The organism is Acetomicrobium sp. UBA5826 (assembly GCF_002433005.1).
Taxonomy (GTDB): domain Bacteria; phylum Synergistota; class Synergistia; order Synergistales; family Acetomicrobiaceae; genus Acetomicrobium.
This window is the reverse complement of record NZ_DJHF01000012.1, coordinates 45722-61449: the sequence shown is the minus strand read 5'-3', so window position 1 is coordinate 61449 and position 15728 is coordinate 45722. Positions and strand designations below refer to the sequence as shown.

Sequence of the window (15728 nt, the reverse complement as noted above, 5' to 3'; positions counted from 1 at the left end):
ATGTATACGGAAAAGTTAATGCAACTTTTCATGAATCCTAAAAACGTCGGAAGAATTGAAGACGCCGACGGCATAGGAGAGGTGGGAAATCCCATCTGCGGAGACGTTATGAAGATCTATCTGAAGATTGAAGACGACCGCATAGTAGACGTGAAATTTGAGACCTTCGGATGCGCGGCGGCCATTGCAACGAGCTCCATGGTTACTGAGCTTGTTAAGGGCAAAACGATAGAGGAAGCTTTGAAGGTATCTAACAAAGACGTTGCCGAAGCGCTTGGCGGACTTCCGCCGCAAAAAGTCCACTGTTCATTGCTTGCCGAAGAAGGCATTAAGGCAGCTGTAGACGACTATCTGGCGAAAAAGGGCAAAACTAAAAGGGAAGCGAGCGAAACAAGGCAATGTGCGAAGGCATAGTGTGGGCGGTTTGCCTTTCAAAGAAAAAGGGCACCGTCAAGGAAGATGTAGGCCAAGCCACTCTCGTCGAAGGAATGGGCCTTGAAGGCGATGCTCATGCCGGTTTCATGCACAGACAGGTGAGCTTACTTGCCCTGGAAGATATAGAGAAGATGCGGGAAAAGATGCCAAATTTGGGTCCGGGCAGTTTTGCGGAAAACATAACGGTGAAAGGCCTCGATATGGACAGCCTGTCAATCGGAGACAGGATAAGCGTCGGCGAAACCCTGCTCGAGGTCACGCAGATAGGAAAGGAATGCCATAGCAAATGCGAAATTTTCAAAATAACCGGAGACTGCATAATGCCCAAAAAGGGAATCTTCTGCGCCGTCATTAAGGGTGGCCGTGTCAAGAAAGGCGATGTCGTAAAAAAGGTCAAGAAATAACTTTAGAAATAGCGTTATAAAACAAACAGCAGGCCTAGAGTGAGGCCTGCTGTTTGTTTTTTTATTTTCCCTTGAAGGTCTAAAATCATATCGACATTCAAGCCAGCCTATAAATTTATACTTACTTTAAGGAAGGGTTTGTAGGAAAGGGCACATATAAATCCGCCGTCCTTCCTTCCCTGTTTTTGCGCTTCCCCTTCGAGCTCCAATGCTTTTTCCCTATCCTCAAAATTAAAATCAGGCGGAACGAACAAAACCGCCTTGCCCTGAACGTTTTCCCCAGGCATGGCAGCAATAAGCTCATCCAGCGTTCGAAAGTGGGCATGTCTAAAGACGCTTTCAGGATCTTTCTTGGCCTTTTTCTCGTAATATCTGCTCCAGGCGCTTCCTCCTCCAATGAGGCCGATTACCATGCGGCCGCCCGGTTTCAGCACACGATAAATCTCTAATAAGGTTTTCTTTAAATCAGAGGCGAATTCCAAAGCCGAAAGAGAAACAGCTGCATCGAAAGTTTCATCCTCGAAAGGCAGATCGTTTGCGTCGGCACAGCAAAAGTTTATACAGAGATTTTCCCTCGCTGCCTTCTCTCGCGCCTTAACAAGCATCGCCTCAGAGATATCTATGCCGGTGACCCTTGCCCCCAATTTGGCCAGTTCCAAAGACAGATTCCCGGTACCGCAACCTATGTCCAAAATTTCCATGCCTGATTCGGGTTTTAAAAATTCGTATATTACTGCCTTTTCAATTTTATCCACCAGCATGCCTTTAGGAGTCTTGTACCAGTCATCGTAGGTATCTGCCATTTTGTCGTCAAAAATCTCCGCCAAAACCTTCTCACTCCTTTCTGAATTTGTGCACCGCAGAAGGCAAATAAGCCAAAGAGTAGTATTATTTTATGGTAACACAAAAGGAACATAACAGTTACAAAATAAATGCAACCAATAATAAAGAGGTGAATATCATATGTTGTTTAACCCCTATTCTCATCGTTATCCTTCAAGGCGAAATCTGGTTTTCGCCAAAAAGGGTGTAGTTGCAACAGGACAACCATTGGCAGCCGAGGCTGGTTTGGAGATTATAAAAAAGGGCGGAAATGCAATAGATGCTGCAGTTGCTGCTGCAGCATGTTTAACAGTTGTTGAGCCAACTTCAAATGGCATAGGAGGAGATGCTTTCTGCATCGCCTACGTTAAGGGAAAATTATACGGCCTAAATTCCAGCGGCCCGGCGCCAAAAAATATATCAGCCGAAAAACTGACGAATGAAGGGTACAAAGACATTCCTTCCCTAGGTTGGATCCCCATAACCATACCGGGAGCCCCAGCAGCATGGGCAAAGTTGGTTAAGAGGTTCGGAAAACTTCCCCTCCCCGATGTTTTAGCACCCGCCATTCAATATGCCTCTGAAGGTTACCCCATATCTCCTGAGCTTGCGGAAAACTGGGGAAGGCGTTTTGAGTGGTACAAGAGGGTCGCCAAAGACGAAATATTCAAGTATTGGTTCGATACGTTTGCTCCAAAGGGACGCGCCCCAATCCCTGGAGAGCTTTGGAAGTGCGAGGAGATGGCCGACACCTTACGGGAAATTGGACAGACTCAGGCAGAATCGTTCTATAGGGGTAAGCTTGCTGAAAAAATTCTGGAATTTTCGAAATCTACAGGCGGATATTTCGAAGCGGAAGACTTCGAGTCCTTCGAACCGGAATGGGTAGATCCGCTGAACATCAATTACAAAGGTTTCGACGTCTGGGAACTGCCTCCTAACGGACAGGGACTGGTCGCACTAGTGGCGCTTAACATCCTCAAAGGCTTCGATCTAACAGATAAAGAGGACCCGAGGTCATATCACCTTCAAATTGAGGCCACGAAACAGGCTTTCGCCGATGGTCTGTCCCTGCTTGGAGATCCAAGGCACATCGAAATTCCCCTATTAAAGCTACTTTCCGAAGACTATGCCCGTCAGAGAAGGAGCGAAATAGGAGAGACCGCAAAGATCTACGCATCAGGTATCGCCCCTCACAGCAACACGGTTTACCTGGCTACGGCAGATGAAGAGGGCAACATGGTATCCTATATCCAGAGCAACTACATGGGCTTCGGATCGGGGCTGGTGGTACCTGGAACGGGAATCGCTCTGCATAACAGGGGCCATTGCTTCGTGCTCGATCCAAAACACCCCAATTGCATAGCCCCGGGGAAACGCCCCTATCACACGATAATTCCCGGATTTTTGACAAAAGAAGGTTCACCAGTAGGGCCTTTCGGAATTATGGGGGGCTACATGCAACCCCAGGCTCACGTACAAGTATTAGCGAACTTGCTTGACTTTCATTTAAATCCCCAGGAGGCGCTGGACGCACCGCGCTGGCAGTGGATCAAGGATAACATGGTATCTATAGAATATGGGATGCCGAAAAACGTCGCAGCAGCCTTATCCCGAATGGGACACGACGTGAAAATAGAGTTGGAACATCACCCCTTCGGAAGAGGGCAAATCATTTGGAAGACGGAACATGGCACCTACTGCTGTGCCACAGAACCTCGAACTGACGGACACATCGCTGTCTGGTAAGAAGGCGAACCGCCATGAGGAGGAAGGACCGCGAAATAACGGACCAAAAATGGATAGAGGAAGTTTTAGAGGAAGGGAAGGTTTGTTTTTTGTCGCTCTGCAGGAATAATGAACCGTACATCGTACCTATGCATTATGCATGGAAAGACGGTTTTCTTTACCTTCACTCAGCCTTAGAAGGCAAAAAGGTAGATATTGCCAGAGAAAACCCTAGAGTTTCATTTTGCGTAGTTCCTGAATGGAACATTATCGAGGGATCAAGGCCATGTGATTGGACAACACATTATCGCAGCGTGATAGGCTCAGGAATCGTTTCATTCGTCGAAGACGAAACCGAAAAAAGAAAGGCTCTGACTATCTTCGTTGAACACTTCGCCCAAGGGGATTTCGAGCTTCCAAAGCCCATGTTAGACCGTGTGTTAGTATGGAAAATCAAGATAGATAACATTACCGGAAAGCAAAATCCCGGCCCTCGGTAAAACATCAAATAAGTTGCAAGGCCAAAAGCAATTGTTTTTGGCCTTGCAACTTAGCTTACCCCTTGATGACGGCCAACGGGCGCAGCCGCGCAACTTTTCTGCTAATTCCTGCTTTCTCTACGACATCTACCACGCGAGAAACGTCCTTGTAGGCTTCGGGTATTTCTTCCCTTACAGTTCCTATCGTCTCGGCCATGACTTTTATGCCTCTGTCTTCCAACCGTTTCAAAATAGTGTCCGCCTTCTCGGACTTCATGGCAGCCTTTCTGCTCAAAACCCTTCCGGCGCCATGGCACGTCGAGGCAAAACACTCTTCCATCCCCCGTTTGGTCCCAACAAGGATGTAGCTTTCTGTACCCATACTGCCAGGAATTATCACTGGCTGACCGACCTGTCTATATCTTTCGGGCAATGAAGGATGACCGGGAGGAAATGCCCTTGTTGCTCCCTTCCTGTGGACACACACATCGGCCTGCTTTCCCTCTACACCGTGTTTTTCGATATGGGCCATGTTATGACTTACGTCGTAGAGAAGTTTCAAATCGGACTTGGGGAAAAAGTCGCCAAATACTTCCCTTACCAGATGTCCTATTATCTCCCTGTTGGCCAAAGCGTAGTTTGCGGCAGCCTGCATCGCTCCCAGGTATTGTTTTGCTTCCTCCGATTTCAAGGGGGCACAACACAGCTGTCTGTCTGGAACGTTTATACCGTATTTATTCATGGCTCTAAGCATCACTTTTATGTAGTCATCGCAAACCTGGTGCCCCAACCCGCGGCTTCCGCAATGGATCATCACGGTTACTTGTCCCGGGTTTAAGCCAAATTGCCTGGCTACGTTTTCATCGTAAATTTCATCTATAACCTGTATTTCCAGAAAGTGGTTCCCGCTTCCCAAAGTGCCAAGCTGAGGCTTGCCCCTTTCAATGGCCTTTTTGGAGACTGCATCGGGGTTTGCATGGGGCAAGGTGCCTCTTTCTTCAATGCATTCGAGGTCTTCGCTCCTTCCGTAGCCCTTCTTAACTGCCCAAAGTGCGCCTTTGGCAAGCACCGAAAGAAGCTCGGTTTCGCTGATCTTCAAAGCCCCTTTTGATCCCACTCCGCTGGGTACCCTGGAAAACAGTGCAGCCGTCAACTCATCTATGCAGGATGCCACTTCTTTCTCCTCGATAAATGTCAACATAACCCTAACGCCGCAGGATATGTCGTAGCCAACTCCCCCAGGAGATATGATTCCTTCGTTCAATGAAAAGGCAGCAACTCCACCGATGGGGAAACCATATCCCCAGTGAACGTCGGGCATAGCAAAGCTGTGCTTTAAAATGCCGGGCAGACATGCGACATTGGCTATTTGAGTCAGAGCGCCCTCCTTTTCCAGGTTTTGAATTATGTAGGAATCTCCATATATCAAACCGGTTACTTTCATTCCGATCTTGAAGTCCCTTTCCAACACCCACCTGACAGGATCTATTTGCTTTAACCCCACGAAAATTCACCTCCTTTACAGGTCAAGATATACCCTTAACCTCCACGGCGGGCCTTCCGAAACTTCCGCACCGCCGTAAGTCACAGCCTTGACAGCTCTAGCGGGGCTTGGCGCGATATGCAGGTTACCCTTTGCGAGCAGGCGGGCTCTTTTTGAGTCAACTTCGATTGTTTCGGGAGAAAACACCTTCTCCTTTGTATCGTAAATATACAAAAGCTCGTTTAACCAGGAAACGAAAAGCTCCAGTAAATCCATACATTCCAATTCAACGGTATGTTCTTCAACAGACCTCACTAAAGAAACCTCGCCAAACATAAATGCATAAAACGCCCGTGCCGCTTCTGTGACCAGGTCTTCAACAGAAGAGGCGGTTATTTCCAGACCGGCGTCTGCCGTATGAGGCAGCTCCACCCAAGGCACTTTATAATGATACCTCCTCGAGTCCGTCGCTTTTCAATTTCATGAGGGAAGGATAGTGCGTCATATCCAAATGAACGGGCGTTACGGAGACGCAGCCGTTGGCTACGGCCCAAACGTCGGTTCCTTCTATCAGCTGATCCGTTGGTTTGCCCGCTATCCAATAGTATACCCTACCGTGGGGATCTCGCAGTTTACTTACCTTTCCTTCGTATATCCTCAAACCTTTTTTTGTGACTTTTATGCCGGAGATATGTTTTATTTCCTCGTCCGGTATGTTTACGTTTAAAAGCAACCCTTTATCAAGGGGATGATTCTTAAGCCACCCCACTATCTTAGCCGCGATGATGCCCGCCGTGTTGAAATGAGCACCCGCTTCATCATCGCAATCCAGCGAAAAAGCGACCGAAGGACGCCCCAGCACAACACCCTCCATTGCCGCCGATACTGTTCCGGAATAGGTAAGGTCATCACCGAGGTTGGGACCAATATTTATCCCTGAACACACAATCTCAACCGAAGGGTCGAGTTCTTCAAGCCCCAATACTACGCTGTCCGATGGAGTTCCGTTGCAGGCGTAAACCGCGACCCCCTCTGGATAGGGGCCGTTGCCTATCTGCCATAGCCTTAAAGGACGATGCAGAGTTATGGCGTGGCCTACACTGCTGTGTTGTCTTTCAGGGGCGACCACGATGACTTCATGACCCGCACCTTTTAAATGTGTCGCCAGGGCAATTATTCCGGGCGACAGAACTCCGTCATCGTTTGTGACTAATATTCTCATATTTGACCCCTCTGCAGATTATTTTTTGCCTTCATCAAAGCATTATTCTAAATATCGCCATGGTCACAGGCGCCATTACTGCCTGGACAACTCCAAGCATCACCAGAATCAGAATCAAAAAAATACCGTATCGCTCAAGGTAGAAATATACGTTCATAGCCTTCGGAGGCAAAAGGACATAAAGTATCCTCGAGCCATCAAGAGGGGGAATTGGAAGCAAATTGAACACCGCCAATCCCACATTTATCATAATCATAAGCAGTATAAACCGCGAAAGGGCGATATTTGATAAAAATATAGCGGGAAATATCCTGACCAGAAGAGCACAAACCACAGCCGTGATCAAATTGCCGACAGCACCCGCAAGCGATACTAAAACCAAATCCCTCCTGGGATTACTGAAGTTTCTCGTGCTTATAGGCACAGGCTTCGCCCATCCGAAACGAAATATGAGCAGCATCAAAGCCCCTATGGGATCCAGATGCGCCATGGGGTTTAACGTAAGACGCCCCGCTCGCAAGGCGGTGTCATCCCCCAATCTATAGGCTACATAACCATGACAATATTCATGAAAAGTTATAGCCCACAAAACTGCAGGCAAACTCAAAATAAGATCTACCCAATTTGGAAAACCCATCACATCCCTATCCTTTCTTTAAAACGTACAAAGGGTAATGCTCCTTAATCCATCTTATTTCATCTTCTCTGGTTTCTACCTCGCCACGAAGACGGGCCCTCAAAAGTTCGTCTAAAATCTTTCCAATTAAGGCCCCTTTCGGGTAACCTAACTCTATCAAATCTCTTCCCATAAGTATAGGGTGTATCCGATGAAGTCTAGTCAAAAAGAGCAATATCCTCCTCCTAACTCGCCACCGCTCCGTTGCGGCAGCCCAAAACAACGCCGTAACGTATGGAACGTCCTCCAGGAAAAAGTAAATTTCCTCATGGCTTCTTATTCCCCGCCCCCCAACGGCATTTTCGGCAGTTCCTAGATCGTTTAAAGCCCTTTCGACGGCCTCTCTGTCGGGTTTGGACAGATGCAGTTTATCGAGCGTAGCTTCCTGTACCCATTCCGCTGAGGAAAAAAGCACCGCCGCCAAAAATGCCAACCACACCTTATCGCCCATGTCGGGCAAATCGTAGTGGATTCGTCTCAAAAAGAAGGACAACCTTCGAATAACCCGCAAACAATTGCGATCGATCTTAATTCCAGGAAATAATGCTTCAAATATCCCAAGATGGACCATCTCAAGGACGATGGGATACGCTCTTTCTTCCAGAAAAATCAACTTTAGCTCGTTTTTAACCCTTGTTCCGGAAAGGAGAGCCAATAAACCTCCTTTAATGGCGCTTCTGATCAGCCTGACGGTGTTGTCTTCAAATTCGAAACCCAGCCTGTGCTTCAATCTCAGACCCCTTAAAACACGCGTTGGGTCTTCTACAAAACTTAAATTATGCAATACGCGCAACTGTCTTTTTTGAAGATCGCGTCTTCCTCCGAAATAGTCTATAAGAGTCCCCCATGATGTTCCGTTGATGGATATTGCCATTGAATTGACAGTAAAATCCCTCCTGTACAGGTCGTGTTTCAAGCTATCGCCGACGACCTTGGGCAAAGCAACGGGATATTCGTAAAACTCCCTGCGAGCAGTGGCTACATCTATCTTTCTGCCTCCGGGAAACACTATTGTGCCTGTTCTGTACCGCTCATGCACCGCCACTCTGCATCCGTCTGCTTCCCATGACTTGATAAAAGAAAGGGCGTCCCCTTCTATAACTATGTCCAAATCTTGGTTTTCCTTACCAAGCAGCAAATCCCTCACGAAGCCGCCTACGACATATGCTTTGAGCGACATTTCCTCGGCTCGCCGACCCAACCTTCGCAGAGTCTGAGTGATCCATGGCGAAAGCCTCTGAGCCATCAACTCCGAAACGTCCTCTGTCCAGGGCAATGCCAACCCTAAAGACTTTTCTTCGGCGGGAACGGAAACGGGGTAAAGAGCTCGGAGCATATCCGTCCTCGTTACGATACCAACGAGCGATCCCTTTTCTTTTACGGGCAAACGCCCTATATTATGAAAGACCATCAATCTGTGGGCTTCAGAAATGGATGCTCCCGGATGAACGGTAATGACACCTTCGGTCATAAATTCTCTTACTTCGACGGTTCCAAATCCGTGAAGGTGAGCTTTGTCCAGGTCTTTTCGCGTTATTATTCCAACTAGATTTCCATCTCGAACGATGGGCATTCCCGAATGGCCATAACGAATCATGAGCTTATAGGCTTCGTCAACTTGAAGGTCTGGGTTGATAGCCATTACGGGGCTGGTCATCACCTTGGCCACAGTTAAAAGGGGCCTTATCTCATCGGCCAATCGCCTTTCGATTTCCTCGACGAGGACAAAGGGATCTCTGCGCGTGAGCGTCACCGACGCAGCTTGAGGATGTCCTCCTCCTCCCCATCTTACCAAAAAGTCGGCCACGTTTAATATTTCTTCTCTGCTTCGTGCTACTATGTATGTTCTTTGACCCATTGAAACTACAGCTATGGCCACATCGGCATCGAAATAGTCGCGCAGTCGATGAACGAACAAAGAAAGCCCTTCAACATATTGAGATGAATTTAAAGCAGATAAGACCACTTTTGCCCCGTTTATATATCTTTCCCAAGAATTGTCTATGAGTTCGTTCAATAAATGTTTTTCTGCAGAGTTTAAGGACTGCTCCACGAATATGGGAATTTGCGTCATGTCGGCTCCCAGTTCGCGAAGGGTGGCGATGATCTCGTAATCCTTTCTGCATGCACCTCCGAAGGTAAGCGCCCCTGAATCTTCATATATTCCCATAGCAAAAAGTGTAGCCTCTTGAGGAAGTATGGTTATGCCGCGCTCTAAAAGGATTTCCACGAGCAAAGTTGTACAGGCGCCAAGAGTTTCCGTCCTGGCAAAGGAAGCCGGAAGCTCATCCAACACATCACCAGGGTGATGATCGTAGACGTGAATGATAACATCCTTTTTTCCAACGAGAGAGGCAAAGGGTCCTATGCGGGACACCGAGCGTGTGTCTACGACGATCAACGTCGTTACTTCGTCCATATTTACCTTTCTGGGAGTTAAGACTTTGTACCTGCTTTGATAGCGTTTCAAAAAATCTCTTACGTTCCTCGACGCAGAACCTGAAAAGCAGGGAACCGCACCAGGATACAGCTTCGTAGCAGCTATCATGCTGGCTAGAGAATCGAAGTCCGCTCCGATGTGAGTGGTGATTACCTTCAAATATCCAAAACCTCCCTAAGCCATAATAAAGCATCGCCGTTCATCCACTTCAAAGGATGAACTAATATCACGGGAGTCTCGTAGCTATGTTTTTCGAGGATAGTATTTTTTAGGGCATGTAATTTGCATTGTAGGGATTTAAACTTCAACTCCCATTCGCCCTCCTGCTCCAACTTTCCCTGCCAAACATAGATACTCTTTACGGGGCAGATGTTGACGCAAGCAGCAAGCTTCCTGTCGATACACGCCCTTGCGATCTCTTCGGCCTCGCTTTCGCTTCCGCACGTGAGGGAAACCAGAATGGGATAAGCGAGGTTCAAAAGAAGCTTCCCCAAGTCTTCGACCTTTGCCCTCAATGATTTGAGATCTCCTTCGTTTTCTATTACCCAATCGGATCTCTTCTTCTTTTCATCGGCGGGCAAAAGCCACCTCTCCCTCAGGGCTAGGGCCTCTTCGTCCAAACCTCTCGCGGCGCTTCTTCTAGCGCGCAACTCCTTGGGCGCCGTAACGTATATGACGAAATCGATCCAGTCGGGCCTGCCGACTTCAAATAGCAGAGGTATCTCAAAAACCTTGAGTCCCTCGCCACCTACGAGCTCCTTTTCCATTTCAGCCATGACCAAAGGATGAATGAGGTCGCAAAGCCACTTGTACTCTCTGTCGTTCAAGAAGGCCTTGGATGCAATGACATTGGGTAAAACGCGACCCTCCTCATCCAATATTTCCTTCCCCCAGCGATTGCATGCCTGCTCTATAATTTCTGGCTTTGTCCATATCTGTCTTACAATCCGATCAGCCTCCACTATCTCGGCTCCCATTCTCTGAAGGAGGCTGCAAACTGTGCTTTTACCAGCTCCAATGTCTCCTGTTAGACCTACGACCAACATTGATCGGCACCTCTTCTTCCTCTAAAGTCAAATCGTAAACCACCTTGTTTCTATCAGGTATTTCCTCCAAGAACCTCGAGAAGGCATTGTACTGCAAGTTTCCAAACAACATCCTCCTTTGCGCACCAGTCAGATAAAGTTTTTCCATGGCTCGAGTCATTCCAACGTAACACAATCTCCTCTCCTCTTCGAGCTCAGAATCGCTCATCTTCGCCCTGGAGTGGGGGAAAATATTTTCTTCCATTCCGACAAGAAAGACGACGGGAAACTCCAAGCCCTTTGCAGCATGTAGAGTGAGGAGGTTGACCCTGCTTCCGGAAGTCTCGTCGACGTCTGCATCGGAATAAAGGGCGATGACTGAAAGAAATTTGGCCAGATCGCCTCCTTCGACGTTTACCGAGAGCAACTCGTAAATATTTTCTGACCTGGACTCCCAATCTTCAGGATATTGCTCTCTCAAAAAGAGCCCGTACCCCATTTCGTCCATGATATAGCTGATAACGTCTGCTACGTCGCCCGAACGGGACAAAATTTGGATCATGTGTCCGGCCAGCTCTCTGGCGCCGGCTTTTGCCTTGCCCTTTAGGGGCAAAGCATCGGAACTGTGAACTTCCTCCCACAAAGGGAGGGGATCCTCATGGCCTGAAGAGATGCTTGCTATCGATCTCTCGAAAGCCTCTAAACTCTTTGCTCCAAGCCCTCTGGAGGGGACGTTTCCGATCCTGTGCAACGCTGCCGCGTCCCAGGGATTAACCGCAAGCCTCATGAAGGACAATACATCTTTTACTTCTTTTCTTTCATAGAAAGATACTCCCTTAACTATTTTATAGGGAATTCCTCTATTCATAAGATCCTGCTCGTAGCTTCTGCTCATTGCATTGATTCTATAAAGAACGGCGATGTCGTCAAAAGAATAGCCGGAACGGCATAGCTTTCTTATTTCGTCGGCAATGAACTGAGCTTCCATGCGATCGGTATTTGCCAGGTATACTGTCACGGGTGTTCCCTGTTGATTGGCCGTCCAAAGGTCCTTCGGCCTTCTTTCGATATTGTTTTTTATTACGGCGTTTGCGGCGTCCAAAATCATGCCCGTTGAGCGGTAGTTCTGATCGAGGGTGATGACTTTGGCTCCCGGGAAATCACGTTCAAAATTCATTATTATGGACATATCGGCTCCTCGCCATCCGTAAATGGACTGGTCCGGATCCCCTACGACCATGATGTTGCCCGATTTGGCCAGTAGTTCGATAAGTTTATACTGCGGCGTATTTACGTCTTGATATTCATCGACCAGGACCCATTTAAATCTGGTGCGTTCTTTTAGTAGAACGTTTTTGTTAGCGGTAAGCAGGTGAAGAGGAAGAAGAAGCAAGTCATCGAAATCGAGCGCTCCCTGTCTTTTGAGCTCTTTGTTATAGGCATCGTAAAATTCACGCCATCTTGCCTCCAGTGTAGCATTGGGCAAAAGAGTCTTGGGATCGGCGCTTGCCTTCGCTTTGGAGATCATGTTCATCAAAAAAGAGGCGTCAAAGCGTTTTTTATCGATGTTAAAATCCTTCATCAGCCTTTCCACGAGCTTTTGCGAGTCTCCTCTGTCGAATACGCTAAAGGGAACCCTTATGCCAGCTTCACCGACTTCTTTTGTATATCTGTAGAGGAACTCAACACCATAGGAATGAAAAGTCGAAATGTGCAAATTATTAATATCCGACCCCAACAGAGCCCATACCCTTTCTTTCATTTCCCTTGCCGCCTTGTTGGTAAAGGTAACGGCAAGGATCTGCCAAGGTTGAGCCAGGCCGCTGGCAACCAGATAGGCGAATTTATAGGTCAACACTCTGGTCTTTCCACTTCCGGCGCCAGCTAAAACCAAAAGAGGGCCTTTCGTATATAAAACAGCCTCCCTCTGTCTTGGGTTCAATTGGGAAAGAAGTTGTTCAGCCTGCAACTTAATTTCCCCTTATATCTTTTAACCAATCCTCGATAGCTCCGATCAAATCGTCCAATCCTTTCCCCTCAATGACGGCAAGCTCGAATTTATCGGCACCGGGGTTCAACTTTTGCACGTCCCGCCAAAAGGCAGACCGGTCGAATTTTATGTAGGGCAATACATCCACCTTTGTCAGAAGCACTGCCCTAGCCTGATGAAAAAGCGAGGGATATTTAAGTGGTTTATCGTCACCCTCAGGGACGCTTGAAATGGCCATCTTGAAGGTCTCTCCGAGATCGAACTCCGCAGGACAAACCAGATTGCCAACGTTCTCCACAAAGAGTACGTCGATGTCATCTATGGGAATATCCCGCAGGGCCTTTCTTACCAAATTGGCTTCCAGATGACATCCTCCCTGTGTGTTTATCTGCACGACCGGCGTTCCGGTGACCGCTATGCGCTCAGCATCCCTGGAAGTAGCGACATCGCCTTCGATAACTGCGCATCTCAAATTCAGTTTGGGCAATAACTTCTCTAGCAACGTCGTCTTGCCCGACCCGGGTGAGCCTATCATATTAATCATTAATACGCCCTTCTGTTTCATCATGCTTCTTATAAAAGAAGCATGCTCCTCGTCAGCTGCCATGACGGATTTTTTAACGTTAACAAGTCTTGGCATGTTTCATTTCCACCTCCAGGTTCGTCAATTCCAGCTCCATTCCGTTTAAAAGGTTAACATTTATGGAGGAGCATTTTGGACACATGCCCAAAAATTCTCTATCGCTCCAAAGATAACCGCATTCGTCGCATTTGATCAGCAAGGGTATTTCATCAATTTCCAAAAGGGCATTTTCCATTATGGTGCCCTTTGACGCCACATTGAAGCAAAACTTCAGTATGTCCGGCACAATCTGGCGCATAGCTCCGACTTTAAGGCGTATTCGTGTGACGGCCTCCCAATCCTCATCTTGCGACATCTCGATTATCTGCTCCATCAATGCCTCTACAATAGACATTTCATGCATATGACAACACCTACAGATCTGATTTTATACCAAAATTAAAGGGGCTGATCGCCCCTTTTGGTCTAAACTCGAAGGGTGTGTTTAAACTTCTTTTTAAGCTTCGGGTTCGATCAAGCCATAGCCTCCGTTTTTCCTTTTGTAAACAACGTTGATTAATCCAGTATCGGCGTTCTTAAAGACGAAAAAGTCGTGTCCGAGCAAGTTCATCTGCAATGTCGCCTCTTCAGGGGTCATCGCCTTAACGGGAACTCTCTTCCTTCTTTCGAAGTGTATCTCCTCTTCATCTACGGCATACGTTTCGAAAGATTCTATCCCAAAAGAGATGTCATGGGTTTTCATCTGCACCCTGTCTTGAAGGTAAGATTTGTGGCGTTTAATCTGCCGCTCGATGTTCTTTAAAGCCTTATCAAAGGCTTTGCGCATATCGGGAGCATGCTCTTCTCCTCTCATTATAACGCCATTGACGTTCGAGGTGATCTCAACGACATGCATTCCTCTGGTATAGCTAACGACGATTTGAGTATCGAGTATACGATCGAAGAACTTTTCCAGCTTTGACAGTTTAGACTCCATATACTCTTTTGACGTGTCCGAAATCTGAACATTGCGCGTGACGAACCTTATATCCATCAATATCGCCTCCCGTCATCTCCGGTACATTGGTAAACTTATTCTACCATGCCTGAGTCTTTTCCTCGAGCTTTAAAAGGGATATTATCTTAATTATAATTTGATTTTTATTCCTTTTAATGCATTATAATATATCATAAAAGCACGCATTTTCAGGAGGGATGCTTCAATGAAGTTTTCTACACGGGCTAAGAACATGGAGGCTTCTGCCACACTGGCTATAAGCGGAAAGGCAAAGGCGATGAAGCGCGAGGGAAAACCTGTCATATCATTCGGTGCCGGTGAACCGGACTTCACTTCACCAAAAGCAGCCTTAGACGCAGCCAAGGATGCTATAGACAGAGGAGAAACTCACTACACTCCGGCTACGGGAATACCCGAACTGAAAGAAGAAGTCGCCAAATATTACGAAAGGCGTTTCGGGCTCAAGTATAAATTCAACAAAGAAGTGATCATTGGCTCAGGGGCAAAACCGCTCATTTACGAGACTTTGGGGTGCCTTGTCGATCCGGGAGACGAGGTTTTGGTCTTTGCTCCTGCTTGGGTAAGTTATGTGGAACAAATAAAGTTATGCGACGGCAAACCTGTGATCATAGACACAACAAAGTCAGGCTTCCTGCCAGATCCGTCGGCCATAGAGGCGAGCATAACGCCAAATACGAAGGGCATGTTGATCAATACTCCCTCCAATCCGGTGGGCGTCGTCTATCCCGAGGATGAGCTTTCGAAAATCGCCGATATCGCCATAAAACATGATCTATGGATAATTTACGACGAAATTTACGAGAGGTTGGTATACGACGGTCAGAAACACATAAACATCGTTTCCCTAAGACCTGAACTGCGCGATCGTACAATTTTAATAAACGGAGCAAGCAAAGCCTTCGCCATGACGGGCTGGAGGATCGGCTATGCCCTGGGTCCGGAGGAGGCGATGGGAAAAATAGGAGATTTTCAGGGACATCTCACCTCAAATCCATCATCTATTGCCCAATGGGCTGCAGTTGGAGCGTTGAGGGGAGCAGACGAAGACGTCAAGAGGATGCACGGCGCCTTCGACGAAAGAAGAAGAAAAATGATTTCACTACTGAAGGAAATACCCGACATATCCTTTGTAGAGCCAAAAGGGGCCTTCTATGTTTTTGTAGATATAAGGAATTGCCTGGGCAAGACTTACGAGGGCAAGATGATTGACAGTGATATAAAGTTTTGCGAGCTGGCTCTGGAAAACAAATACATAGCTATAGTCCCAGGAAGTGCCTTTTTAACTTCCGGTTTCGTCAGGTTTTCCTACGCCAACTCCATGGAGGAAATAGAGGAAGGCATCAAGCGCTTCAAGGAAATGGTTAAGGCCGTAAAATAGGCGGGATAGTCCCTATCGATACGATATATATAAACAAAGGCAGGG

Annotated in this window: 16 protein-coding genes; 5 read left to right on the top strand and 11 right to left on the bottom strand. The window is 47.3% G+C overall.

The features are described from left to right. A complete protein-coding gene (gene nifU, locus B3N34_RS03205; protein WP_286974892.1) occupies positions 1-414 on the top strand; it encodes a Fe-S cluster assembly scaffold protein NifU in 414 nt (137 codons plus the stop codon). Beyond that, the gene (locus B3N34_RS03200) at positions 399-839 is read left to right on the top strand and encodes an MOSC domain-containing protein (RefSeq protein WP_286974890.1); all 441 of its coding nucleotides are present in this window, start codon (positions 399-401) and stop codon (positions 837-839) included. The genes nifU and B3N34_RS03200 overlap by 16 nt, the downstream gene beginning before the upstream one ends. A 107-nt stretch (positions 840-946) precedes the next feature. Here the strand turns inward: B3N34_RS03200 and B3N34_RS03195 are convergent, their stop codons facing one another. Then, positions 947-1666, bottom strand: a complete 720-nt coding sequence (locus B3N34_RS03195; protein ID WP_286974888.1) for a class I SAM-dependent methyltransferase — start codon at positions 1664-1666, stop codon at positions 947-949. A 136-nt stretch (positions 1667-1802) separates the two neighbouring features. Here B3N34_RS03195 and B3N34_RS03190 point away from each other — a divergent pair, with 136 nt between their 5' ends. Continuing rightward, on the top strand, positions 1803-3410 hold the full coding sequence (locus B3N34_RS03190) for a gamma-glutamyltransferase family protein (RefSeq protein ID WP_286974886.1): 1608 nt from the start codon (positions 1803-1805) through the stop codon (positions 3408-3410). Positions 3411-3424: 14 nt separating this feature from the next. Continuing rightward, positions 3425-3889, top strand: coding sequence for a pyridoxamine 5'-phosphate oxidase family protein (locus B3N34_RS03185; RefSeq protein WP_286974884.1), 465 nt, complete (start codon positions 3425-3427; stop codon positions 3887-3889). Between the two features lie 55 nt (positions 3890-3944). Here B3N34_RS03185 and B3N34_RS03180 read toward each other — a convergent pair whose 3' ends face one another. The 10 genes from B3N34_RS03180 to hpf form a co-directional block, all read right to left on the bottom strand. After that, on the bottom strand, positions 3945-5372 hold the full coding sequence (locus tag B3N34_RS03180; RefSeq protein ID WP_286974882.1) for an RtcB family protein: 1428 nt from the start codon (positions 5370-5372) through the stop codon (positions 3945-3947). Positions 5373-5387: 15 nt separating this feature from the next. Next, complete coding sequence (locus B3N34_RS03175) at positions 5388-5792, bottom strand: archease (RefSeq protein ID WP_286974880.1); 405 nt, start codon at positions 5790-5792, stop codon at positions 5388-5390. Position 5793: 1 nt separating this feature from the next. Then, positions 5794-6573: a 5'/3'-nucleotidase SurE gene (gene surE, locus B3N34_RS03170; RefSeq protein ID WP_286974877.1), complete on the bottom strand. Its 780-nt coding sequence runs from the start codon at positions 6571-6573 to the stop codon at positions 5794-5796. Positions 6574-6607: 34 nt separating this feature from the next. After that, the gene (locus B3N34_RS03165) at positions 6608-7210 is read right to left on the bottom strand and encodes a site-2 protease family protein (RefSeq protein WP_286974876.1); all 603 of its coding nucleotides are present in this window, start codon (positions 7208-7210) and stop codon (positions 6608-6610) included. Between the two features lie 7 nt (positions 7211-7217). Then, on the bottom strand, positions 7218-9848 hold the full coding sequence (locus B3N34_RS03160) for a CBS domain-containing protein (protein WP_286974874.1): 2631 nt from the start codon (positions 9846-9848) through the stop codon (positions 7218-7220). After that, positions 9845-10735, bottom strand: a complete 891-nt coding sequence (gene coaE / locus B3N34_RS03155) for a dephospho-CoA kinase (protein WP_286974872.1) — start codon at positions 10733-10735, stop codon at positions 9845-9847. The genes B3N34_RS03160 and coaE overlap by 4 nt, the downstream gene beginning before the upstream one ends. Continuing rightward, positions 10695-12683 carry an ATP-dependent helicase gene (locus B3N34_RS03150; RefSeq protein ID WP_286974870.1) on the bottom strand — a complete coding sequence of 663 codons (1989 nt, stop codon included), beginning with the start codon at positions 12681-12683 and terminating at the stop codon, positions 10695-10697. Before B3N34_RS03150 ends, coaE begins: the two co-directional genes overlap by 41 nt. A 1-nt stretch (position 12684) precedes the next feature. Continuing rightward, the gene (gene hypB, locus B3N34_RS03145; RefSeq protein WP_273003164.1) at positions 12685-13344 is read right to left on the bottom strand and encodes a hydrogenase nickel incorporation protein HypB; all 660 of its coding nucleotides are present in this window, start codon (positions 13342-13344) and stop codon (positions 12685-12687) included. After that, the gene (gene hypA, locus B3N34_RS03140; RefSeq protein ID WP_286974866.1) at positions 13328-13690 is read right to left on the bottom strand and encodes a hydrogenase maturation nickel metallochaperone HypA; all 363 of its coding nucleotides are present in this window, start codon (positions 13688-13690) and stop codon (positions 13328-13330) included. Before hypA ends, hypB begins: the two co-directional genes overlap by 17 nt. Before the next feature lie 93 nt (positions 13691-13783). Then, the gene (gene hpf / locus B3N34_RS03135; protein WP_286974864.1) at positions 13784-14320 is read right to left on the bottom strand and encodes a ribosome hibernation-promoting factor, HPF/YfiA family; all 537 of its coding nucleotides are present in this window, start codon (positions 14318-14320) and stop codon (positions 13784-13786) included. A gap of 169 nt (positions 14321-14489) precedes the next feature. On the opposite strand from hpf, the gene B3N34_RS03130 reads away from it, so the two are divergent. Then, complete coding sequence (locus tag B3N34_RS03130; protein WP_286974862.1) at positions 14490-15683, top strand: pyridoxal phosphate-dependent aminotransferase; 1194 nt, start codon at positions 14490-14492, stop codon at positions 15681-15683. Positions 15684-15728: the final 45 nt, after the last annotated feature.

What these genes read in the sequence shown, in the direction of transcription:
- B3N34_RS03200 (WP_286974890.1), top strand. Translation starts at nt 399, where the DNA reads ATGTGCGAAGGCATAGTGTGGGCGGTTTGCCTTTCAAAGAAAAAGGGC.
- B3N34_RS03130 (WP_286974862.1), top strand. Translation starts at nt 14,490, where the DNA reads ATGAAGTTTTCTACACGGGCTAAGAACATGGAGGCTTCTGCCACACTG.
- nifU (WP_286974892.1), top strand. Translation starts at nt 1, where the DNA reads ATGTATACGGAAAAGTTAATGCAACTTTTCATGAATCCTAAAAACGTC.
- surE (WP_286974877.1), bottom strand. Translation starts at nt 6,573, where the DNA reads ATGAGAATATTAGTCACAAACGATGACGGAGTTCTGTCGCCCGGAATA.
- B3N34_RS03190 (WP_286974886.1), top strand. Translation starts at nt 1,803, where the DNA reads ATGTTGTTTAACCCCTATTCTCATCGTTATCCTTCAAGGCGAAATCTG.
- hypA (WP_286974866.1), bottom strand. Translation starts at nt 13,690, where the DNA reads ATGCATGAAATGTCTATTGTAGAGGCATTGATGGAGCAGATAATCGAG.
- hpf (WP_286974864.1), bottom strand. Translation starts at nt 14,320, where the DNA reads ATGGATATAAGGTTCGTCACGCGCAATGTTCAGATTTCGGACACGTCA.
- B3N34_RS03185 (WP_286974884.1), top strand. Translation starts at nt 3,425, where the DNA reads ATGAGGAGGAAGGACCGCGAAATAACGGACCAAAAATGGATAGAGGAA.
- B3N34_RS03165 (WP_286974876.1), bottom strand. Translation starts at nt 7,210, where the DNA reads ATGGGTTTTCCAAATTGGGTAGATCTTATTTTGAGTTTGCCTGCAGTT.
- hypB (WP_273003164.1), bottom strand. Translation starts at nt 13,344, where the DNA reads ATGCCAAGACTTGTTAACGTTAAAAAATCCGTCATGGCAGCTGACGAG.
- coaE (WP_286974872.1), bottom strand. Translation starts at nt 10,735, where the DNA reads ATGTTGGTCGTAGGTCTAACAGGAGACATTGGAGCTGGTAAAAGCACA.